This is a genomic window from Saccharothrix sp. NPDC042600 (assembly GCF_040647305.1).
GTDB lineage: Bacteria > Actinomycetota > Actinomycetes > Mycobacteriales > Pseudonocardiaceae > Actinosynnema > Actinosynnema mutabilis.
The window spans coordinates 1-21,633 of the sequence record NZ_JBEZBW010000099.1 but is presented as its reverse complement, the minus strand read 5'-3'; the positions used below and the strand labels follow the sequence as shown (position 1 = coordinate 21,633).

At 73.2% G+C, this 21,633-nt stretch carries 22 protein-coding genes and 1 riboswitch; of the genes, 18 read left to right on the top strand and 4 right to left on the bottom strand.

The window, feature by feature from the left end:
• The first annotated feature begins 11 nt into the window (after positions 1 to 11).
• From AB0A74_RS35310 to AB0A74_RS35245, 14 genes are all read left to right on the top strand, one after another.
• Positions 12 to 500, top strand: coding sequence for a hypothetical protein (locus AB0A74_RS35310; RefSeq protein ID WP_358256481.1), 489 nt, complete (start codon positions 12 to 14; stop codon positions 498 to 500).
• Between the two features lie 50 nt (positions 501 to 550).
• On the top strand, positions 551 to 1,414 hold the full coding sequence (locus AB0A74_RS35305) for a DUF4097 family beta strand repeat-containing protein (protein ID WP_358256479.1): 864 nt from the start codon (positions 551 to 553) through the stop codon (positions 1,412 to 1,414).
• On the top strand, positions 1,411 to 2,604 hold the full coding sequence (locus AB0A74_RS35300; protein ID WP_358256477.1) for a cytochrome P450: 1,194 nt from the start codon (positions 1,411 to 1,413) through the stop codon (positions 2,602 to 2,604). The genes AB0A74_RS35305 and AB0A74_RS35300 overlap by 4 nt, the downstream gene beginning before the upstream one ends.
• Positions 2,605 to 2,638: 34 nt before the next feature.
• Positions 2,639 to 3,577, top strand: coding sequence for an ATP-binding cassette domain-containing protein (locus tag AB0A74_RS35295; RefSeq protein ID WP_358256476.1), 939 nt, complete (start codon positions 2,639 to 2,641; stop codon positions 3,575 to 3,577).
• Positions 3,574 to 4,344, top strand: a complete 771-nt coding sequence (locus AB0A74_RS35290; RefSeq protein ID WP_358256474.1) for an ABC transporter permease — start codon at positions 3,574 to 3,576, stop codon at positions 4,342 to 4,344. The genes AB0A74_RS35295 and AB0A74_RS35290 overlap by 4 nt, the downstream gene beginning before the upstream one ends.
• 55 nt (positions 4,345 to 4,399) lie before the next feature.
• A complete protein-coding gene (locus tag AB0A74_RS35285; protein ID WP_358256472.1) occupies positions 4,400 to 4,663 on the top strand; it encodes a hypothetical protein in 264 nt (87 codons plus the stop codon).
• Positions 4,664 to 4,788: 125 nt separating this feature from the next.
• Entirely contained in the window at positions 4,789 to 5,517 is a 729-nt protein-coding gene (locus AB0A74_RS35280) for a response regulator transcription factor (protein WP_358256470.1), read from the top strand.
• Between the two features lie 2 nt (positions 5,518 to 5,519).
• Positions 5,520 to 5,783, top strand: coding sequence for a hypothetical protein (locus tag AB0A74_RS35275; protein WP_358256469.1), 264 nt, complete (start codon positions 5,520 to 5,522; stop codon positions 5,781 to 5,783).
• A gap of 3 nt (positions 5,784 to 5,786) precedes the next feature.
• On the top strand, positions 5,787 to 7,046 hold the full coding sequence (locus AB0A74_RS35270) for a HAMP domain-containing sensor histidine kinase (RefSeq protein WP_358256468.1): 1,260 nt from the start codon (positions 5,787 to 5,789) through the stop codon (positions 7,044 to 7,046).
• A 103-nt stretch (positions 7,047 to 7,149) separates the two neighbouring features.
• Positions 7,150 to 7,731 carry a carbonic anhydrase gene (locus tag AB0A74_RS35265; RefSeq protein WP_358256467.1) on the top strand — a complete coding sequence of 194 codons (582 nt, stop codon included), beginning with the start codon at positions 7,150 to 7,152 and terminating at the stop codon, positions 7,729 to 7,731.
• Between the two features lie 16 nt (positions 7,732 to 7,747).
• Positions 7,748 to 9,346 carry a SulP family inorganic anion transporter gene (locus AB0A74_RS35260; RefSeq protein ID WP_358256465.1) on the top strand — a complete coding sequence of 533 codons (1,599 nt, stop codon included), beginning with the start codon at positions 7,748 to 7,750 and terminating at the stop codon, positions 9,344 to 9,346.
• Positions 9,347 to 9,476: 130 nt separating this feature from the next.
• A complete protein-coding gene (locus tag AB0A74_RS35255; protein WP_358256463.1) occupies positions 9,477 to 10,043 on the top strand; it encodes an RNA polymerase sigma factor in 567 nt (188 codons plus the stop codon).
• Complete coding sequence (locus AB0A74_RS35250) at positions 10,036 to 10,983, top strand: CU044_5270 family protein (protein ID WP_358256461.1); 948 nt, start codon at positions 10,036 to 10,038, stop codon at positions 10,981 to 10,983. Before AB0A74_RS35255 ends, AB0A74_RS35250 begins: the two co-directional genes overlap by 8 nt.
• Positions 10,984 to 11,021: 38 nt before the next feature.
• On the top strand, positions 11,022 to 11,285 hold the full coding sequence (locus AB0A74_RS35245; RefSeq protein WP_343934988.1) for a hypothetical protein: 264 nt from the start codon (positions 11,022 to 11,024) through the stop codon (positions 11,283 to 11,285).
• A gap of 21 nt (positions 11,286 to 11,306) precedes the next feature.
• Here AB0A74_RS35245 and AB0A74_RS35240 read toward each other — a convergent pair whose 3' ends face one another.
• On the bottom strand, positions 11,307 to 12,521 hold the full coding sequence (locus tag AB0A74_RS35240; RefSeq protein ID WP_358256459.1) for an MFS transporter: 1,215 nt from the start codon (positions 12,519 to 12,521) through the stop codon (positions 11,307 to 11,309).
• Between the two features lie 267 nt (positions 12,522 to 12,788).
• On the opposite strand from AB0A74_RS35240, the gene AB0A74_RS35235 reads away from it, so the two are divergent.
• From AB0A74_RS35235 to AB0A74_RS35225, 3 genes are all read left to right on the top strand, one after another.
• Positions 12,789 to 13,037 carry a hypothetical protein gene (locus AB0A74_RS35235; protein WP_358256457.1) on the top strand — a complete coding sequence of 83 codons (249 nt, stop codon included), beginning with the start codon at positions 12,789 to 12,791 and terminating at the stop codon, positions 13,035 to 13,037.
• A 4-nt stretch (positions 13,038 to 13,041) separates the two neighbouring features.
• Entirely contained in the window at positions 13,042 to 13,920 is an 879-nt protein-coding gene (locus AB0A74_RS35230; protein WP_358256455.1) for a 3-methyladenine DNA glycosylase, read from the top strand.
• Positions 13,921 to 14,018: 98 nt separating this feature from the next.
• Positions 14,019 to 15,803, top strand: coding sequence for a substrate-binding domain-containing protein (locus AB0A74_RS35225; RefSeq protein WP_358256453.1), 1,785 nt, complete (start codon positions 14,019 to 14,021; stop codon positions 15,801 to 15,803).
• Here AB0A74_RS35225 and AB0A74_RS35220 read toward each other — a convergent pair.
• On the bottom strand, positions 15,779 to 16,753 hold the full coding sequence (locus tag AB0A74_RS35220) for a YafY family protein (RefSeq protein WP_358256451.1): 975 nt from the start codon (positions 16,751 to 16,753) through the stop codon (positions 15,779 to 15,781). The two genes, AB0A74_RS35225 and AB0A74_RS35220, sit on opposite strands and share 25 nt — an antisense overlap.
• A 62-nt stretch (positions 16,754 to 16,815) precedes the next feature.
• Here AB0A74_RS35220 and AB0A74_RS35215 point away from each other — a divergent pair, with 62 nt between their 5' ends.
• A complete protein-coding gene (locus tag AB0A74_RS35215; protein WP_358256449.1) occupies positions 16,816 to 17,217 on the top strand; it encodes a DUF3224 domain-containing protein in 402 nt (133 codons plus the stop codon).
• A gap of 44 nt (positions 17,218 to 17,261) precedes the next feature.
• On the opposite strand, the gene gcvP is transcribed toward AB0A74_RS35215, so the two are convergent.
• Together gcvP and AB0A74_RS35205 are read right to left on the bottom strand one after the other, a co-directional pair.
• Positions 17,262 to 20,153 carry an aminomethyl-transferring glycine dehydrogenase gene (gene gcvP, locus AB0A74_RS35210; protein ID WP_358256447.1) on the bottom strand — a complete coding sequence of 964 codons (2,892 nt, stop codon included), beginning with the start codon at positions 20,151 to 20,153 and terminating at the stop codon, positions 17,262 to 17,264.
• A gap of 160 nt (positions 20,154 to 20,313) precedes the next feature.
• Positions 20,314 to 20,404: riboswitch (glycine riboswitch) on the bottom strand.
• A gap of 131 nt (positions 20,405 to 20,535) precedes the next feature.
• Positions 20,536 to 21,102: a MerR family transcriptional regulator gene (locus AB0A74_RS35205; protein WP_343934981.1), complete on the bottom strand. Its 567-nt coding sequence runs from the start codon at positions 21,100 to 21,102 to the stop codon at positions 20,536 to 20,538.
• Between the last annotated feature and the right edge of the window lie 531 nt (positions 21,103 to 21,633).

The window sequence follows — 21,633 nt, the reverse complement described above, 5'->3', positions numbered from 1 at the left end:
ATAGTTGTGCCATGGACCTCACGCCGTACGTCGACAACCTGCGCCGCGAGCTGGCGATGGCCGCCGAGGCCGTCGGTGACGAGGCCCGTGCGCTCGCCGACCGCCTCACCACCCAGGTCGATTCCGCCGCCCGCCTGACCCTCCTGGAAGCGCTTTCCAGCGCCGCCGCCGAGATCACCCGCGACCTCGCGCCCGGCTCCGTGGACGTCCGGCTGCGCGGGCGGGACCCGGAGTTCGTCGTCACCGCGCCGCCGGCCGAACCCGCCGCCGCGCCCCAGGCCGCTCCGCCCCCGCCACCGCCCGTGGACGACGACGGCACCATGACCCGCATCAACCTCCGCCTGCCCGAGCACCTCAAGCAGCGCGTCGAGGACGCCGCCGCCCAGGCGGGCACCTCGGTCAACGCCTGGCTCGTCCGGGCCGCGTCCGCCGCGCTCGACCACGGCGTGCACCAACCCACCACGCACTTCGGCCAGCGCTACACCGGCTGGGTCCGGTAAGCGCTCCACCAGCGAAAACACCCTCGCAGGCCCACTACCAGGGGACAGCCATGCCCATTTTCGCCACGCCCGAGCCGATCGCCGTGACCCTCGAACTGATCGTCGGCCCCACCCGGATCACCGCGTCCGACCGGAGCGACACGGTGGTGCAGGTCCGGCCCGGCAACCCGGACCGGGAGGGCGACGTGAAGGCCGCCGACCAGACCCGGGTCGAGTTCGAGAACGGCCGGTTGCTGGTCAAGACGCCCAAGCCGCGCGGCATCTTCAACAAGGGCGGGTCGGTGGAGGTGACCATCGAGCTGCCGTCCGGGTCCAGCGTCCGCGGCGACACCGCGCTGGGCGACCTGGAGGCGCGCGGGCGGTTCGGCGAGTTCCGGTTCCGCAGCGCCACCGGCAACCTGTCGGTCGACCGGACCGGACCGCTGCGGCTGCGCACCGCGATGGGCAACGTCGCCGTCAACCACGTCGACGGCGAGGCCGACGTGCTGACCGGGTCCGGGGACCTGCGCGTCGAGCGCGTGGACGGCGACGCCGTGCTGCGCAACTCCAACGGGCGCACCGACGTCGGCGAGGTCACCGGCGAGCTGCGGGTGAAGTCCGCCAACGGCGACATCTCCGTGGACCTCGGCCACCGGGACGTCACCGCCACCACCGCCAGCGGCAGCATCCGCGTCAACGAGGTGGTGCGCGGCAAGGTCGTCCTGGAGACCTCGGTGGGCCGGTTGGAGATCGGCATCCGCCACGGCACCGCCGCGTGGCTGGACCTGGGTTCCGTGCTGGGGGCCGTGCACAACTCGCTGGAGGCCGCGTCCGGCCCCGATCCCGCCACCGAGACCGTCGAGGTCCGGGGGCGCACCGCGTACGGCGACATCGTGGTCCGCCGTGCCATCCCGATGAAGGAGGACGACTCATGACCATCCAGGCCGACCGGTGGGGCATCCACCCGGCGCAGTTCTGGCTGCGCGGCGAGGACCCCGCGAGCCCGGTCCGGTTCGACGAGGAGACGGGCATCTGGAACGTCTACGGCTACGAGGAGGCCTGCGCGGTCCTCGGCGACCCGAAGACGTTCTCCTCGGCCCACGTGAACGACCTGTTCCCGGTCGAGGTGGACCAGTCGATGCGGGAGGGCAACCTCCTGGACCTGGACCCGCCCGACCACCGCAAGCTGCGCAACCTGGTGAGCAAGGCGTTCTCCGGCAAGGTCGTGGCCGACCTGGAGCCCCGCATCACCGCGCTGACCCACGAGTTGCTCGACCGGGTGGACACCGACCGGTTCGAACTCGTCTCCGACCTCGCCTACCCGCTGCCGGTGATCGTGATCGCCGAGCTGCTCGGCCTGCCCGCGAGCGACCGGGAGCTGTTCCGCGAGTGGGTGGACAAGATGTTCGCCGAGACCAACCAGTTCTCCTTGAACGACAGCAAGGAGAAGATGGAGCAGGACTTCGCCGGGGCGGTCGAGGGGTTCGCCCCGCTGCGGGAGTACCTGGAGGCGCACATCCGGGCGCGGCGCGCCGATCCCCGCGACGACCTGATCTCCGGCCTGGTGCGGGCCGAGATCGACGGGGAACGCCTGAACGACAACGAGGTCGTCAACTTCTCCGTCGTGCTCCTGGTCGCGGGGCACGTCACCACCACCATGCTGCTGGGCAACACGACCCTGTGCCTGGACGCCCACCCCGCGCAGCGGGACCGCGTCCGCGCGGACCGGTCGCTGGTGCCGGTGGCGATCGAGGAGTCGCTGCGCTTCTTCACCCCGTTCGCGTCCGTGGCGCGGGCCACGACCACGGACGTCACCATCGGGGGACAACACATCCCGGCTGACCAGATGCTGATGATGTGGCTGTCCGCGGCGAACCGGGACGCGCGCCGGTTCACCGACCCGCACCGGTTCGACGCCGCGCGCGACCCCAACCCGCACATCGGCTTCGGCCGCGGCATCCACTTCTGCGTCGGCGCGCCGCTGGCCCGCCTCGAAGGCCGCATCGCCGTGAACGCCCTGCTCGACCGCTTCCCCGGCCTGCACGTGGACCCCGACCAGGCGCCCACGTTCATGCCCTCGCCCAACATGACGGGCGTCAAGACGCTGCCGCTGCGCGTCGCCTGATCTTCTTCCTGTAGCAAGTCGCTGAGGGGAACCCATGACCATCTCGGCCTTCGGGCTGCGCAAAAAATACGGCGACAAGGTCGTCCTGGACGGCATCGACCTGTCGGTCGCCGAGGGCACGGTCTTCTCGCTGCTCGGCCCCAACGGGGCGGGCAAGACCACCGCCGTGCAGATCCTGTCCACGCTCATCACCGCCGACGCGGGCGACGTGCGGATCTGCGGCCACGACCTGCGGACCGACCCGGACGGCGTGCGCTCGGTGATCGGCGTGACCGGCCAGTTCTCCGCCGTGGACGGCCTGCTCACCGGCGAGGAGAACCTGAACCTGATGGCCGACCTGCGCCACCTGCCGCGCCGGGAGGGCCGGCGGCTGACCGCGCGGCTGCTGGAGCGGTTCGACCTGGTGGAGGCCGGCCGCAAGCCCGCCTCGACCTACTCCGGCGGCATGCGCCGGCGGTTGGACCTGGCGATGACGCTGGTCGGCGGACCGCGGGTGATCTTCCTGGACGAGCCGACCACGGGGTTGGACCCGCGCAGCCGGCACGGGCTGTGGGACATCATCCGGGAACTGGTCGCCGGGGAGGGCGTCACGATCTTCCTGACCACCCAGTACCTGGAGGAGGCCGATCAGCTCGCCGACCGGATCGCCGTGCTGGACCACGGGAAGCTCGTCGCGCAGGGCAGCGCGGCGGAGCTGAAGCGGTTGGTGCCGGGCGGGCACGTGAGCCTGCGGTTCACCGACGTGTCCACCCTGGACCGCGCGGTGCGGGTGCTGGGCGCGGGCAGCCGGGACGACGAGGCGCTGACGTTGCAGGTGCCCGGCGACGGCGGGGTCCGGTCGCTGCGGCAGTTGCTCGAACGGCTCGACCTGGCCGACGTCGAGCCCGAGGGCCTGACCGTGCACACGCCCGACCTGGACGACGTGTTCTTCGCCCTCACCGGGCACCCGACCCCGCAGGGGAGCGTCCGATGAGCGCGACCACCTACGCAGACTCGCTGACCATGCTGCGCCGGGACTTCAAGCACCAGCAGCGCTACCCGGTCATGGCGATCTCGGGGCTGTTCACGCCGGTGTTCATGATGCTGTTGTTCGTCTACGTGTTCGGCGGGGCGATGCTGACCACCGTCGGCAGCAGCACGTACGTGAACTACCTGGTGCCCGGCATCCTGGTGATGGCGGTCGGCGCGAGCAGCGCGGGCACGGCCATCGGGATCTGCGTGGACATGAACGAGGGCGTCATCGCCCGGTTCCGGACCATGGCGATCGCCCGCGTGTCGGTGCTGACCGGGCACGTGCTCGGGGCGGTGATCCGGACGATGGTCACGCTCGCCCTGGTGGTCGGGGTGGCGTTGCTGATCGGGTTCCGGCCGCGGGCGTCGTTCGGCGAGTGGGCGCTGGCGGTCGCGGTGTTGCTGATGCTGACGCTGGCGTTGACCTGGCTGGCCGTGGGCGGCGGGTTGGCGGCGAAGAAGCCCGAGGGGGCCAACGGGTTCTCGCTGCCGCTGCAGTTCCTGCCGTTCATCAGCAGCGCGTTCGTGCCGACGGGGTCCATGTCGCCGGCGGTGGCGTGGTTCGCCGAGCACCAGCCGTTCACGCCGGTCATCGACACGCTGCGGGGCGTGCTGAACGGGACGCCGGTCGGGGACAGCGGCTGGTGGGCCATCGGCTGGTGCACCGTCGCGGCGGTCGGCGGCTACCTGTGGTCGCGCAGGCTCTACAACCGCGACCCCGCCCGCTGACCGCTACCGCACCCAATTATTGCGTGAGCTTCCGGTTACCGGCAGTATGTCGGTTGTGCGAAGATCCGTGAAGTTCGCGTCGCTGTGGTTGACGACCACGTCGGTCGCCGTCGCCGCCGGGCTTTCCGGAGTCGCTCTCATAGTGACCCGGGAGCCCGGCGCAGCGCCGTCGGTGACCATTCCGGAGAACACCGGTCGGGTGTCGATCACACCGTCGACCGTGCACCTGCCTGCGACGGAGCCGCCCGCGACGCACCGGGCCCCGGCCGCCGGCCGCACCCCGCCGCCCGTCGAGGACGATGACGACCCCGACGACTGAGCGGTTTCCCCGACCCCAGCGGCAATTTCGAACGAACCTTTCCGAAGTCGCCCTCCGCAGCGTTTTTCAGACTCTTTTGAACATCGCGCCGCCGCCGAAGAACCGAGACCCCCTCGGAGAGGCCGATGAATGTGCGTCCCGATCGGTTTTCGCCCGCGCGCGCTTTCTCCGCGCTGGTCGTGGAGGACGACCGCGACCTGGCCGGCGCGCTCGTGCGCGGCCTGCGCGAGGCCGGGTTCCTGGCCCGTTCGGCGGCGACGGCGCTGGACGGGCTGCGCGCGGTGGCCCGTGACGCGCCGGACGTCGTCGTGCTGGACCTGGGGTTGCCCGACCTGGACGGCGGCGAGGCGCTGCGGATGCTGCGCGGGGCGAGCGACGTGCCGGTGGTCGTGGCGACGGCGCGCGGCGACGAGCTGAGGATCGTCCAGTTGTTGAACAACGGCGCGGACGACTACCTGGTGAAGCCGTTCTCGGTGGCGCAACTGGTGGCCCGCCTGGGCGCGGTGCTGCGCCGAACCCACCGCCCGGGCGACGGCGGACCGCGGGTGCTGGCGGTGGGCGGGCTGCGCGTGGACCTGGCCCGGCGGGAGGCGAGCCTGGACGGCCACCCGGTCCCGTTGAACCGCAAGGAGTTCGACCTGCTGGCGTACCTGGCGGAGAACCCGGACCGGGTGATCACGCGGCAGGAGCTGGTGGCGGCGGTGTGGGGCCGGCCGCACACCGGGCGCGAGCAGAGCGTGGACGTGCACGTGTCGTGGCTGAGGCGGAAGCTCGGCGAAACCGCCGCCGAGCCGCGCTACCTGACCACCGTGCGGGGAGTCGGCTTCCGCCTGACGGCACCGACGACGGGCTGACCGTGCCCACCCCCACCAGACCCGCCGCACGAACCACGCCCGCCGGCCCCGCCACGCCGGCCGGGCGGCCCGCACCGGCCGTGCCCGCCGAGCCGGCGGGGCCAGCCGGGCCGGCCGGGTCCGCCGCACCCGCCAACCTCGCCAACCCCGCCGCGCCGGCCGGGTCCGCCGCGCCGGCCAACCCCACCGCGCCCACCAACCCCACCGCGCCCACCAACCCCACCGCGCCCACCAGCCCGGCCGCGCCGGCCGGATCGGTGGGCTGAGGCGTGCGCAAGTCACTGGCGCTTGTCGCGTTGGCGTGCGCGTCGGCCATCCTGGTCGCCGTCCTCGTTCCGCTCGCCGTCGTCATCCGGTCCGTCGCCCGGGAGAGCGCGCTCGCCGACGCCGGCCGGTCGACCACCGCCGTCGTCGCCGTCCTGGCCACCACCGTCGAGCGCGGCGCAGTGGCCCAGGGCCTGGCCGACGTCGCGCTCGCCACCGGGCACCTGGTCTCCGTGCACCTCCCCGACGGGGCGCGGGTCGGGTTCCCGCAGGCTCGGGCCGCCGACGTGGTGGCCGCGCTGGCTCGGCCGGGTACCGCCGAGGTGCCCGGTGGGGTCGTGTTGCTCCAGCCCGCGCGCCTGGGTGGGAAGACCGCGGTCGTCGAGGTGTTCGTGCCCGACGACGTGCTCACGCGGGACGTCTGGCGGGTGTGGGGTGTGCTCGCCGCCGTCGCGGTCGCGTTGGTGGTCGGGTCGTTGCTGCTGGTGGACCGGCTCGCGGTGGGGCTGGTCGCGGCCGTGCGCGGGATCGCGGGGGCGGCGCGGCGGTTCGGGCGGGGGCAGCTCGTGGAGCGGATCGACCCCTCCGGTCCGCCCGAGCTGGTGGACGCGGCGCTGGCGTTCAACCTGATGGCCGAGCAGGTCACCGGGCTCCTCGCCGCCGAGCGGGAGCTGGCCGCCGACCTGTCGCACCGGCTGCGCACCCCGCTGATGGCGCTGCGCCTGGACGCCGAACGCCTGCGCGGCCCCCACGCCGGGCGCGTCCGGGAGGCGGCGGCCCGGCTGGAGGCCGAGCTGGACCTGATGATCCGCGACGCGACGCAACCCGTGGCGCGCGGGCAGGTGTGCGACCTGGCGGAGGTCGCCGAGGAGCGGATGCGGTTCTGGTCGCCGTTGGCCGAGGACGAGGGACGGCGGTGCGGCGCGCGCACGCCCGGCGCGGTTCCCGTGCCGCTGGCCCGCGACGACCTCGCGGCGGCGGTGGACGCGTTGGTCGGCAACGTCTTCCGGCACACGCCTGCCGGCGCCGCGTTCGCCGTGCGGGTGTCGGTGGAGGGTCCGCACGCGGTGCTCGTGGTGGAGGACTCCGGTCCGGGCATCGCCGACCCGGCGGCGGCGTTGCGGCGCGGGGTGAGCCGCGGTTCGACCGGGCTGGGGCTGGACATCGCGCGGCGCGTCGCGGAGTCCACCGGCGGCGGGATCGCGGTGCGCCGCTCCCGCGCCGGCGGCGCGCGGGTCGAGCTGCGGTTCCCCCGCGCGGTCTGAAAATTTCCTCAAATCTCTTGTATATCCAGCTTTCCGCTGTATCGGCCGGTGGCCGGCGCGGCCAGTGTCGGCGCATCGGTTCCACACGGAAGGCGGACCAGACGTGCGAGAAGTGATCGAGCGGACCAGGACGTTCGCGGGCCGGTGGCAGGACCGGCTGGCCGGGTTCGCGCAGGGCCAACAACCGGAGGTGCTGTTCATCGCCTGCTCGGACTCCCGGGTCGTGCCGAGCCTGATCACCGGGGCCGGGCCGGGCGAGCTGTTCGAGTTCCGCAACGCGGGCGGCGTGGTGCCGCCGTACACCTCGACGCGGCCGTGCGCGGCCAGCGCCACCATCGAGTACGCCGTGCGGGTGCTGGAGGTGCGCGACGTCGTCGTGTGCGGGCACTCGCACTGCGGCGCGGTGGGCGCGGCCGTGCGCGGCGACGACCTGTCCGGTCTGCCCGCCGTCGGCTCCTGGCTGCACGGCAACGGGATCGGCCGCCGCCACGGCGGCGACACCACCGACCCGGCCCTGCTGGGCGCGGTCCGCCGGCACGTGGCGGAGCAGGTCGAGCACGTGACCGCCCACCCGGAGGTGGCGAGCCGCCTGGCGACCGGCCGCATCCGCGTCCACGGCTGGTGCTACGAGGTCCACACGGGCGCGGTGACGGCCCTGCGCGACGGCCGCTTCGAACCCCTCTGACCCCCGGGAGACAACGATGTCCCACCACCCGCGCGCCGCCGACCCGCCCACCGCACCGCTCCCCCGCATCACCACGCCAAGACCCACACCAAGACCCGCACCACGCCCCGACAACGCGCCACCGCCCGCCCGACGCCCGCCCGTCCCCGGCCTGCTCGCCCGCTACCGGCCGGACCTCTTCGCCTCGCTGGTCGTCTTCCTGGTCGCGCTGCCCCTGTGCGTCGGCATCGCGCTGGCCTCGGGCGTCACCCCGGAGTCGGCGATCATCACCGGCATCGTCGGCGGCCTGGTCACCGGCCTGATGCCGGGCAGCACCCTCCAGGTCAGCGGCCCCGCCGCGGGCCTCGCCGTGCTGGTGCTGGACGCCGTCCAGACGCACGGCGCGGCCACCCTCGGCATGATCGTCCTGGCCTCGGGCGTCCTGCAGATCGCGATGGGCGTGGCGCGGCTGGGCAAGTGGTTCCAGGCCATCGCCACCTCGGTGGTCTCGGGCATGCTGGCCGGCATCGGCCTGCTGATCCTGGTCGGCCAGCTCTACGCGATGGCCGACCGCAAGGGCCCCGGCGACGCCGTCGACAACCTGCTCGGCCTGCCGGGCCTGCTCGGGCTGCTGTCCACCGACCCGTCCGCCCGCCAGGCGTTCCTGCTCGGCGCGGCCGGCCTGGCGGTGATCGGGTACTGGAAGAAGGCCCCGGAGAAGCTGCGGACCGTGCCCGGCCCGCTGGCCGCCGTGGTCGTGGTGGCCGCGCTGGCGGCGTTCTTCCAGGCCGACGTGCGCAAGCTGTCCGTCGGCGCCCTGCTCGACGCCGTCCGCCTCCCCACCGACCCCGGCGTCCTGCTCGACCCGCACGTCCTGGGCACGGCGGTGGTGTTCGCGCTGATCGCCTCCGCCGAGAGCCTGTTCGGCGCGACCGCCGTGGACCGCATGCACGAGGGTCCCAGGACCAAGTACGACGGGGAACTCGTCGCCCAGGGCGCGGGCAACGTCGTCTCCGGGTTCCTCGGCGGCATCCCCCTGACCGCCGTGGTCGTGCGCAGCGCCGCGAACGTCCACGCCGGGGCCCGGACGAAGCTGTCCCGCGTCCTGCACGGCGTGTGGATGCTCGGCTTCGCCGTGCTCGCGCCGGGGGTGCTGCGGCTGGTGCCGATCACCGTGCTGGCCGCGATCCTGGTGCACAGCGGGTGGAAGCTGCTCAACCCGGCGGGCCTGCTCCCGCTGTGGCGGCAGGACCGCGGCGAGGCGGTGGTGCTGGTCGGCACGGCCGCCGCGATCGTCGCCACCGACCTGCTGGAAGGCGTCGTGATCGGCCTGCTCGCCGCCCTGGTCAAGCTCGCCTGGCAGGTGTCCCGGCTGCACGTGGAGCAGCACCGGGACGGCGGCACGACGGTGGTCCGGGTGCGCGGCGGGGCCACGTTCCTCGGCATCCCCCGGCTGCGGCACGTCCTGGACGGCCTGCCGGCGGGTGACGTGCACATCGACCTGTCCGCCGTGACCCACCTGGACCGCACGAGCCGCGACGCGGTGCGGGAATGGGCGCGACAGCGGGGGAAGGGGGGTGCGAAGGTCACCACAGCGCTGCCGCCGGGAGCGGGAGGGCCTCCCGGGGTCACCTGAACCGCGCACACGTTCACCCCGGTGGCGGGTGGTGCGGGGACGTCGCCAGTGCGTCCCCGCGCCGCCGCGTGAACCCGATCCGGGCGGGCGACTGATAACAGGGCGAACGCCACACGCCCGAAAGGCCACCATGACGACAACCGATGCGGAGATCATCGAACGCTCCCGGCTCCAGCCGGAGGCGTTCGCCGAGATCTTCGACCGGCACGCGCCGCACATCCAGCGGTACCTGGCCCGGCGGCTCGGCCGCGAGGTCGCGGACGACCTCGTCGCGGAGACGTTCCTCGCCGCGTTCGGCAAGCGGGAGCGCTACGACCTCGGCCGGCCCGACGCCCGGCCGTGGCTGTACGGGATCGCCACCAACCTCGTCGGCCAGCACCGGCGCGACGAGGTGCGGCGGTTCCGGTTGCGCGAGGCCGCCGTGCCGGACGAGGCCGGTCACGCCGACCGGGTCGCCACCCGGGTCACCGCGCAGGCGCTGCGCGCTCCCCTGGCCGACGCCCTGGCCGCGCTGACCGCCGAGGACCGCGACGTCCTGCTGCTGGTCGCCTGGGAGGAGCTGAGCTACGAGGAGGTCGCCGGGGCGCTGTCCATCCCGGTCGGCACCGTCCGCTCCCGCCTCCACCGAGCCCGCCGCAAGGTCCGTGAGGCGCTCGGAAACCCCACCGCGCTTGAGGAGTTGCTGAGCAATGGATGACCTGACGCTGGTCCGCGCCCTGGCCGACGACACCCCGCTGCCCACCCCGACCGACCTGGCCCCGGCCCGAGCCCGCCTGATGGCCGCGCTCACCGCCGCCACCACCCCCGCCGCCACGACCGCCGCCCAGCCGGCCGGGAGCCGGACCGCCGTCACCCCGCTCCGGTCCGGCAAGCGGCGCAAGCGCGGGTTCGTGCTGGCCGGCGGCTCCACCCTGGTCGCCGCCGCGGCCGTCGCCGTGGCGGTCACGCTCACCCCGGTGGACGTCGTGGGCGGTCCCGCGCCGGCCGTCGCCGGCGCCGCCGAGGTGCTCAACCACGCCGCCGCCAAGGCCCGCACGGAGCCGTTCGTCGAGCCCCGCCCCGACCAGTTCGTCTACTACCGCTCGACCGTGGGCGGCGAGGCCGCCGAACGGTGGGTCTCGGTGGACGGCACCCGCGACGGCGCGGTCGAGTTCCCCGACCACCGGGTCCCGCTGCCGGGCTGCCGCGACGGCGTCCGGCAGGTCCACAAGGGGCCCGACCCCCTCCCGGGCGTCACTGAACCGTGTGAACCCGATCCCGCCTACAAGCGCGACCTGCCCACCACGGCCGACGCGATGCTGGCCTACCTGGACGCGAACGCCAGCGGCGGCCCGGGCAACGTCAACGCCCGCGGCAAGGACGTCATGGGCCTGGCCGGCTCCCTGCTCAAGCCGGACAGCAAGGCCGCCCTGTTCGAGGCGGCGGCCAAGGTCGAGGGTCTGGAGGTCGTCCGCGACACCCGGGACACGACCGGCCGCCCGGCCGTCGGCATCGAGTGGCCGGCCCCGGTCGCCCCGGGCGACAAGCCGCGGAAGACCACGCTGTACTTCGACCCGGCCACCTACGAGTACCTGGGCACCTCCTACGGCCCGGCCGAGAAGTTGTCCATTGTGGACGAGGTCGGGCAGCGCCCCTGACCGGCGCGCGCGGGGGACGCGGGACTACCGTGTCCCCCGTGGAGCCGAACGAAGACCCCGAGGACGACGACTTCGACCCCGAGGACGAAGACGACTTCGAGGACGAGGAAGCCGACGAGGACGACCTGTTCGGCGTCACCTCCGACGCCCGCACCATCTGCCACCTGTGCGGCGGCGCGGGCTTCGTCGCCCACCCGACCTCGGCGGTCATCGGCGGGGTCCCCCGGACCGTGGACAACGGCCGGGAGTGCCCGCACTGCCACGCCGCCCGCAAGTTCCCGGGCCTGGTCCCACCGGTGTGAGCGGTTGACCTCCGCGCCCGGCTAGGCGGTGGCCTCCTCCGCCACCGCCCGCTCGGCCGCCGCGAACGCCCTCGGCGACAACCCGACCCAGGCGACCAGCAGCGCCCCCACCTGGATCACGGCCGCCATCACCCACACCGACCGCAGCCCGAACCAGGACGCCACCAGCCCGCCGGTCAACGCCCCGACCGGCGTCAGCCCCCAGGCCAGCGCGCGGTGGCCGGTCAGCACCCGCCCCAGCAGCCCGGACGGCGTGAACCGCTGCCGGCTCGACTGGGAGCACACGTTCCACACCATCACGATCGCCGACGAGCCGAACAGCACGACCGCCACCGCCACCGGCCACGGCGGCAGCACGGCGACCAGCGCGTTGGTCACCACCATGCCGACCTGGGCCCACCGCATCGACCACGAGTACCCGAGCCGCTCCACCACCCGGTGCACCACGAACGACACCGCGACCCACCCCGTGGCCATCGCGGTCAGCAGCAGGCCGTAGCCGAAGGACCCGAGCCCCAGCACCTCGTGCGCGTACAGCACCAGCAACGCCATCACGGCGCTGGCCGAGAACGACCCGAGCGCCACCGCGACCGTGATCGACAACAGCAACCGCGTCCGGACCAGGAACTTCAAGCCCTCCGCGATGTCCCGCAGCGGGTGCTTGTCCGACGGCGTCGCCGGCCGGGACGGGATGCCCCGGGTCAACGTCAGCGCGGTCAGCGCCGCCGCCACCGCCAACCCGGCCGGCGCGCCGAACCCCCACGCCACCAGCAGGCCGCCCGCCGGCGGCACGACGAACTGCACCACGCCCCGGTCGATCAGGATCAACCTGGTGTTGGCCGCCGCCAACCGGTCCGGCTCGACCACGTCCGGCACCAGCGCGCCGCTCGCGCCGTCGCCCAGCACCTGCGCCGAGGTCACCACGAACGCCACGCCCAGCAGCAACGGCAGGCTCAACGCGCCGGTGAAGCCCGCGACCGCCAACGTCACCGCCGCCGCGCACTGCACGGCGTAGGCCAGGCCCAGCACGGTCGTGCGCCGCGCCCGGTCGATCAACACCCCCGCGAACAGCGAGAACAACAGCCAGGGCGACTGCCCCACCACCTGCACCAACGACACTTCACGCGGATCGGTCGTGATCGACACCGCCGACAGCGGCAGCGCCGTCAACATCAACCCCTCCGCGACCGAACCCGACACCGCGACGGCCTGCAGCCGCGCCCACCCCCTAGACATGGGGACCACCCTGCCAACCCGGGTGGCGGTCGCCGAACGTTTTAGCGTGAGATGAACCGCGCCCTCCCGGTCGGCCGCCCGGCCGCTGGGGGAGACCGCGGCCGGGGACGCCGTCGGCCGCCTGGTCGGCCCGACCCGCGGCTCCTCACCTCGCTCGCGACATGCCGGTGGTGCCTGAGTTCCTGATCCCGACGCCGGGCGTGCGGTCCATGGGCATCGGACACCGAGCTGCACCCGGACGTCGCCGCGCGCCCCGACGGGGTCCGGGTGTCGGGGCGGCGGGTGGTGGCCGGCGGGCGGGACCTCGTGCTGGTGCCCTCGGCGTTCCCCTGGCCCGACGTCTACCTGACGGTGTCCGAGCCGGCCGTGCGGGCGGGCATCACGGTCGGGGCCGCGTCCCAGCACTTGAGCGTGCTGCGGGCCGTCGGGCTGGCCGCGAGCGCCCGCGAGGGGCGCGAGGTCGTCTCGCTGCGCACGGACCTCGGTCGGGCGCTGGTGGAGGGCGAAATACGATAGGGGCGTGGGGGTCGTCCTTCCGGAAGCCGAGTGGACCGCGCGCCGTGCTGCGCACGCGGCCCGGGTTCGTGCTTGGACGCGCCCGCACCACGAGCGCAAGGCGCGCGGCGAGAAGCACCCCGTGCTGGACTTCCTGTTCTCCTACTACTCGCACCGGCCGGCCCGGCTGGAGCGGTGGCACCCCGGGCCCGGCGTGGTGCTGGCGGGTGACGCCGCCCGGGACTACCTGCGGTGGCCGCTCTACCGGGAGACCCCCGAAGGGGTGACGCTGGACGTCGAGGCGTTCGCCCGCGAGCGGCGGGCCACGATCGGGTTCGCCCACCGCCTGCTCACCGCCACCGCCGCCCGCGCCCCGCGCCTGGGCTGCTTCGGCCTGCACGAGTGGGCCATGGTGTACCGGGCCGACCAGGTGCGGCACGAGGCGTGGCCGCTGCGGCTGGGCTCGCGCGGCACGGACCGCGTGGTCGAGTCGCACAGGATCCAGTGCAGCCACTTCGACGCCTTCCGGTTCTTCACCCCGGAGGCCCGCCCGCTCAACGCCGTCCAGCCCACCCGGGAGCGGCAGGTCGAACTGGAGCAGCCGGGCTGCCTGCACGTGTCGATGGACCTGTTCAAGTGGAGCTACAAGCTCGACCCGGCGACCCCGTCGGAGCTGATGGCGGACTGCTTCGACCTCGCCCTGCGGGTCCGTGAGCTGGACATGCGCGCCAGCCCGTACGACCTGGCCGGACTCGGCTACGCGCCGATCCCGGTGGAGACCGCCGAGGGGCGGGCCGAGTACGTGCGGCGGCAGAGCGCGTTCGCCGAGGCCGCGGCCCCGCTGCGGGCGGCGTTGATCGACCTCACGCGCACGTTCCTCGACGTGCCCGTAACGGCGTCATAACTCCACGTCACTTCACCCGCTTCCCAGATGTCACCTGTTAGCGTGACGCCGGTCGGGATTCGCCAATCCGTGAAGTCGGACGTTCGAGAGGGAAGACGATGTCTCGACACCGCGCGCTGCGGACGAAGGTGCGGCGCGGGATCGCCAAGTGGCCGGTCGCCATCGTGGGCGTGGTCGTGCTGCTGTTCCTCGGGTACTTCGCGTGGACGTGGGTCGCCGGGATCGTGGACCGGCGCGCCGCCGCCGTGGCCGGCGACTGCAGCGAGGGTGACGCGGTGCTGCGCGTGGCCGCCGCGCCCAGCGTCGCCGAGGCGGTGCGCGAGGTCGCGCGGGCGTGGACCCGCCAGCGCCCGGTCGTCTACGACCACTGCATCCGCCCCGAGGTGCAGGCGATCGACTCCGACCTGGTCCTCGAAGGGCTCACCCAGGGCTGGGACGAGGGCAAGCTCAACGCCAAGCCGCACGCCTGGGTCACCGACTCGACGCTGTGGGCCAACCGGCTCGGCGCGCAGAACCGGGCGTTGATCGGCGCGCAACCGGAGTCCATCGCGGCCAGCCCGGTGCTGCTCGCGATGCCCCAGGACGCCGCGTCGGCCGTGCAGTCCGGCGCCGGGTTCCGGTGGACCGACCTGCCCGACGTGACCACCGCGGCGGGCGGCTGGCAGCGGTTCGGCAAGCCCGAGTGGGGCGACTTCAAGATCGCCATGCCGGATCCGGCGACCAACGCCGCGACCGCGATGGCCGTGCAGTCCGCGCTGGCCGGCGCGTCCCCGGACGGCAAGGGCCCGGTCACCACCGACATGCTCGCGCTGGACCCGGTGAAGGCCACGTTGGGCCGGCTGACCGCCGCCAAGCCCGCGCAGACCCCAGCGACGACGTGGGAGGCGCTGTCGTCGCTGGCCGACAAGCCCGAGGTCAACGCGGCGGGCTTCGCGGCGGTGCCGGTGTTCGAGGTGGACCTGTACCGGCACAACACCGGCAAGGACAGCGGCACGCCGCCGTTGGCGCCGCTGTACGGGGTGGCGGCGGGCGGGCCGTCCCCGGTGGCGGACTTCCCGTTCGTGCCGCTCGCCGGCGACTGGGTCGGCGAGGCGCAGGTGCGCGCGGCGCAGGCGTTCCGCGAGTTCCTCCTGGAAGGCGAGCAGCAGAAGATGCTGGCCGCGGCGGGCCTGCGGGTGGACGCCACCACCGAGCGGCCCAAGCCGTCGCCGGGCCTGCGCTGGCCGACGATGACCGACAAGCTCGTCCCCGCCGACGCGAACACCACCCAGCAGATCTCCGCCGCGTGGGCCACCGCCGACAACGGCCAGGTGGTGACCGTGCTGGTGGACTCGTCCAAGTCGATGGGCGAGCCGGGCGGCGACGGCCGCTCCCGCGTGGAGTGGGTGAAGTCGGCGCTGACCGGGCAGATCAACCGGTCGGTGTCGGGGTCGCTGGGCCTGTGGGAGTTCTCCAGCGGGTTGGCGGGCGACAAGCCGTACCGGCAGCTCGTCGCGCCCGGCCCGGTCGTGGCGCAGAAGCAGCAGTTGCTGGACGGGGTCGCGGGCCTGCGCCCGCAGAACGCCACGCACCTGTACTCCAGCCTGGCCGCGCTCTACCGGCAGGCGGTCGCGGACTTCCAGGCGGGCAAGCGCAACCGGATCGTCGTGCTGACCGACAGCCCCAACGACGGCGGCCTCACCCTCGCCCAGCTCAAGGCGGAGCTGGCGGGCGCGAGGCAGGAGGGCCGCGAGGTCGAGGTGTCGATCATCGCGATCGGCAAGGACCCGGAGCGGCAGCCGCTGTCGGAGATCGCCCGGTCCACCGGCGGGACGCTGTCGGTGGTGGACGACGGTCGCGGGGTGGACGCGGCGCTGGGTCAGTTGCTGTCGGAGTCGCGGTAGCGGAGGGCGGTCGCCTCGATCCTGGCCTTGATCCGCTCGCGCAGTTCGGGTGGCGCCACGACCTCGGCTTCCGGGCCGAGCCGGAGCAGGTCCACCAGGGCGTGGTCGAGGGACTCGGTCGGGATCTCGACGGTGGTCCACTCGCCCCGCGGCACAACGCTTTCGAGCGCTCTGGACGCGGCGAGGCTGAGCAGCACCCGGGCCGCGCGCAGCCCGGCCTCGGTGACCTTGACGGTGACCCGCTCGGGATACATCCGCTCCTCGAACCGCTGGGACCACTGGGCCCAGAAGGTGGCGAGGTCGAAGGATTCGGGGCGCTGGAAGGGTTCGCCGGTCGGTTCGAGGGCTTCGACGCGCGCGACCCGGTAGGTGCGGGCCTGCCCGTCGGAGTCGGCGACGAGGTACCAGAGCCCGGCCTTGAGCACGAGCCCGAGCGGGCCGACGGTCCTCTCGACCACCTGGCTGCCCCACCGCCGGTACCGCAGGCGCAACGTGACCGGGTTCCACACGGCGTCGGCGATGGCGGCGAGGAACGGCATGTCCTCGCTCTGCCGGAACCACCCGCCGGCGTCGAGGTGGAACCTCTCCCGGATGCGCCCCGCCCGCGACCGCAGTTCCGGCGGCAACGCGGCGAGCACCTTGAGCTGAGCCGCCGCGACCACCGTGCCCAGCCCCAGTTCCGCGGCGGGACCGGGCATGCCCGCGAAGAACAGCGACTCGGCCTCTTCGCCGGTCAGGCCGGTGAGGCGGGTGCGGTAGCCGTCGAGGAGCCGGTAGCCGCCGGTAGGCCCGCGGTCGGCGTAGACGGGCACCCCGGCGGCGCTGAGCGCTTCGACGTCCCGGTAGACGGTGCGAACGGACACCTCCAGCTCGTCGGCCAACTCCTGCGCCGTCATCCGCACCCGGGTCTGGAGGAGCAGGAGGAGGGAGAGCAGACGTCCGGCGCGCATGGGTGTCATTGTGCGCTCGTTCCTGACAGGAGTTGTCAGGTTCGGGCGGGATGGTTGCCGTCATGGGTACCGCGAACGGCAACGCCGAGATGAAGAGCTGGGACGAGCGGACGTGGGACGGGAAGCGCTACGACGAGGTGAGCGGCCCGAAGCGGACGGCCGGGTCGATGGTGGTGGAGTACACGGGTGACCTGGAGGGGACGGGCGAGTTCCGGTTCCTGATGGACTACCCGGACGCGGAGTCGTGCCGGGCGGTGGGGTACGAGGTGGTGACCGGCGTGCTGGGCGGGCGGCCGGGGACGTTCGTGCTGGAGCATCGCGGCGGTTTCCGCGACGGGGTGTCGCGGGGGACGTTCACGGTGGTGTCGGCGTCGGGCGGGTTGACGGGGCTGACCGGGTCCGGGTCGATCACGTGGCACATGGGCGAGCCGGGGACCTACGCGTTCGAGTACTCGGTCAGCTGAAGCGCGACGGCCCCGTGCCGGGGCACGGGGCCGTCGTTCGTCGGTCAGTTGTCGTACGCCGAGAGCGGCGGGCAGGAGCAGACCAGGTTGCGGTCGCCCTTCGCGCCGTCGATGCGGCGGACCGGGGGCCAGATCTTCGGCGCGTTCGGGCCCGCCGGGAAGACCGCCACCTCGCGGCTGTACGGGTGGGTCCACTCGCCGGTCGTCACGCTGGCCGCCGTGTGCGGGGCGTTGCGCAGCGGGTTGTCGTCGGCGGGCCACTCGCCGGCGCCCACGCGGTCGATCTCGCCCTTGATCGCGATCATCGCGTCGATGAACCGGTCGATCTCGGCCAGGTCCTCGCTCTCCGTCGGCTCCACCATGAGGGTGCCGGCGACGGGGAACGACATGGTCGGCGCGTGGATGCCGTAGTCCGCCAGGCGCTTGGCCACGTCGTCCACGGTCACGCCGGTCGCCTTGGTGATCGGGCGCAGGTCGAGGATGCACTCGTGGGCCACGAAACCGCCCTCGCCGGTGTAGAGCACCGGGAAGTGCTCGTCCAGCCGCCGGGCCACGTAGTTCGCCGCCGCCACCGCGGTCAGGGTCGCGCGGCGCAGGCCGTCCGCGCCCATCATCCGCACGTACGCCCACGAGATCGGCAGGATCGACGCCGAACCCCACGGCGCGGCGCTGATCGGGCCGACGCCCGTCGCCGGACCGGCGGTCGGCTGGAGCGGGTGGTTGGGCAGGAACGGCGCGAGGTGCGAGCGCACGCCGATCGGGCCGACGCCCGGGCCACCGCCGCCGTGCGGGATGCAGAACGTCTTGTGCAGGTTCAGGTGCGACACGTCCGAGCCGAACTTGCCGTACTGCGCCAGGCCGATCAGGGCGTTGAGGTTCGCGCCGTCCACGTAGACCTGGCCGCCGGCGTCGTGCACCAGCGCGCACACCTCGCGCACGGTGTCCTCGTACACGCCGTGCGTCGACGGGTACGTGATCATGATCGCGGCGAGGTCGTCGCGGTGTTCGTCCACGACGACACGCAGGTGGTCCATGTCGATGTTGCCCTGGTCGTCGCACTTCACGACCACGACCCGCATGCCGGCCATGACGGCGGACGCGGCGTTGGTGCCGTGCGCCGACGACGGGATCAGGCAGACGGCCCGCTCCGCGTGGCCCTGCGCGCGGTGGTAGGCGCGGATCGCGAGCAGCCCCGCGAACTCGCCCTGGCTGCCCGCGTTGGGCTGGATGGACACGGCGTCGTAGCCGGTCACCTCGGCCAGCCAGCGCTCCAGGTCCTTGACCAGCGACAGCAGGCCCTCGGCGTCCTCGACGGGCGCGAACGGGTGCAGGTTCGCGAACTCCGGCCAGGTCACCGGCTCCATCTCGGCGGTGGCGTTGAGCTTCATCGTGCACGAGCCCAGCGGGATCATGCTGCGGTCCAGCGCGACGTCCTTGTCCGACAGCTTGCGCAGGTAGCGCAGCATCGCGGTCTCGGAGCGGTGGGTGTGGAAGACCGGGTGGGTCAGGTAGTCGCTGGTGCGGCGCAGGTCGGCGGGGATCGCGTCGGCGGTGTCGAGGTCGAGGCCGTCCACGTCGGAGACGGTCACGCCGAACGCCTTCCACACCTTCTCCAGGTCGCCCCGGGTGGTGGTCTCGTCGCACGCGATCGAGACGGTGTCGGCGTCCACCTGCCACAGGTTGACGCCCAGGTCGCGGGCGGTGGCGACGACCTCGGCCGCCCGGCCCTCGACGCGGGCCCGCACGGTGTCGAAGAACTCGCCGTGCACGACCTCGACGCCGTTCTCGCACAGGCCCGCGGCGAGCACGGTGGCCAGGCGGTGGGTGCGGGTCGCGATGGCGCGCAGGCCGTCGGGGCCGTGGTAGACCGCGTACATCGACGCCATCACGGCCAGCAGGACCTGCGCGGTGCAGATGTTGCTGGTGGCCTTCTCGCGGCGGATGTGCTGCTCGCGGGTCTGCAGCGCGAGCCGGTAGGCCAGGTTGCCGTCCGCGTCCACGGACACGCCGACCAGGCGGCCGGGGAGCTGGCGCTCCAGGCCCTGGCGGACGGCCATGTACCCGGCGTGCGGGCCGCCGAAGCCGATCGGCACGCCGAAGCGCTGGGTGGTGCCGACGACGACGTCCGCGCCGATCTCGCCCGGCGGGCGCAGCAGCGTCAGGGCCAGCAGGTCCGCGGCGAACACGGCGTGCGCGCCGGCCGCGTGGATCTCCTCCACCAGCGCGGCGTAGTCGCGCACGACGCCGGACGCGCCCGGGTAGGACAGCAGCACGCCGAAGAAGTCGCCGCCCAGGCCCAGACCCTCCAGGCCCTGCGACAGGTCGGCGGTGACGATCTCGATGCCCAGCGGCTCGGCGCGGGTCTCGATGACGGCCAGCGTCTGCGGCAGCGTGTCGGCGTCCACGACGAACTTGGCGGACTCGCTGCGACCCGCGCGGCGGACCAGGGTCATCGCCTCGGCGGCGGCGGTGGACTCGTCCAGCATGGACGCGTTGGCCAGCGGCAGACCGGTCAGGTCGCCGACCATGGTCTGGAAGTTCAGCAGCGCTTCGAGGCGGCCCTGGGAGATCTCGGGCTGGTAGGGCGTGTAGGCCGTGTACCAGGCGGGGCTCTCCAGGACGTTGCGGCGGATCACCGGCGGGGTGTGGGTGCCGTAGTAGCCCATGCCGATCATCTGGGTGAGCGGCTTGTTGCGGGCGGCCAGGGCGCGCAGCTCGGCCAGCGCCTCGGTCTCGGTGGCGGGCGCGGGCAGGTCCAGCACCAGTTCGCGTTCCCGGATCGACTCGGGCACGGCGCGCTGGGCCAGTTCCTCCAGGGAGCCGACGCCGATGACGTCCAGGATGCGGGCCAGCTCGGCGGGCCGGGGGCCGACGTGCCGGTCGGCGAAGGGGGTGCCGTGCTCAAGGGCGGCGAGGGGGATGCGGTCCTGCGTCATGGAAGGCGCCTTTCGGGCTACGGACACACTTCTGCCGTTGCCCTCCCCCTCTGTCTTCTGCCCGTTCTCGTCGGGCGCCTGAGAGCTTCACCCGGTCCACGTGCGACCGGGCTTGCACCGTCGGCGGGGTCCACGTGCCCGACCCGCTTTCCAGAGGCGTCTCACCCGTGCGGTCCTTGCGCCTGAGAGGTTCCGGGGAGGATTTGCTCCTTCGGCGCCGAGACTGGCTCGGACTCTCCCGCACGGGATAAAGCGACTACGCGCGAATCGTACCCGGCGGGTGAACGACAACCGTCACGGACGCGACGCGGATCTCACAGGTTTGGCGCGGCGGGGGAGCGGGTACCAGCCGCTCGTGCCGCTCGCGCCGTGGACTCCGGGGTCAGCCGATGGCCCGCGTCCGCCTGCGCCGGGACAGCTCGTCGTTGGGGGTCTCGTCCACCGCGAGCCCGTCCGCGCGTTCGGCGGGGAACTCGTGGATGGTGCCGCTGATCTCCCGCATGGCGCCGCTGACCGCGATGCCGAACACGCCCTGGCCGCCCTGCAGCAGGTCCACGACCTCCTCGGGCGACGTGCACTCGTAGACCGTGGTGCCGTCGCTGAACAGCGTGATGCGGGCGAGGTCCTGGACGCCGCGGCGGCGCAGGTGGTCGACCGCGACGCGGATGTTCTGCAGGCTCACGCCGGTGTCGAGCAGCCGCTTCACGACCTTGAGGACCAGGATGTCCTTGAACGAGTAGAGCCGTTGGCTACCGGAGCCGTGGGCACTCCTTATCGTCGGGTTGACCAGGCCGGTGCGGGCCCAGTAGTCGAGCTGGCGGTAGGTGATGCCCGCGATCTGGCACGCGGCCGGGCCGCGGTACCCGACGAGTTCGTCCGGCAGCGAGGAGTCCGGGAACAGCTCACCCTGTTCGCCGGTTCCGGCCCGGATGGGCGCTTCCTCGACCACGCCTGCCTCCCCTCGGTCCGGCCACGACTGGCCGGCGACCAACGTGAAGCCGCCCCGGTGCCCGAATCACACCGTGGCAATTCACCTGAGTTCGACGGTAAGACCGCCTAGGGGGCAGGTCAACGCGACGCGCTGAGCGTGTCGCGTCTCAACCTCAGGTTGAGGTTGAGAGAGACGGGCGTCGTAAGCCATTCGGGTGACGTTTAGTGATCGTTTAGCGGACAGGCGCTGACTTTGTGTAATCCGGAGGTGTGACACCGGGGGGTGGCACGCGGGGCTGATCCACAACGCACCGCACACACCCACGAGGGGCCGGCTTCCAACTCGCGGCACGACGCCGGCCCCTCGTGGGTGCTCGACAAACCCACCGCAGACTCCCCCGCCCCCCCCCCCCCCCCCCCCCCCCCCCCCCCCCCCACCCCCCCCCCCCCCCCCCCCCCCCCCCCCCACCCCCCCCCCCCCCCCCCCCCCCCCCCACAACAACCAGGTAGCAAGTATGCCCGCCCCCAACCCAACAAAATCCACCCCAAC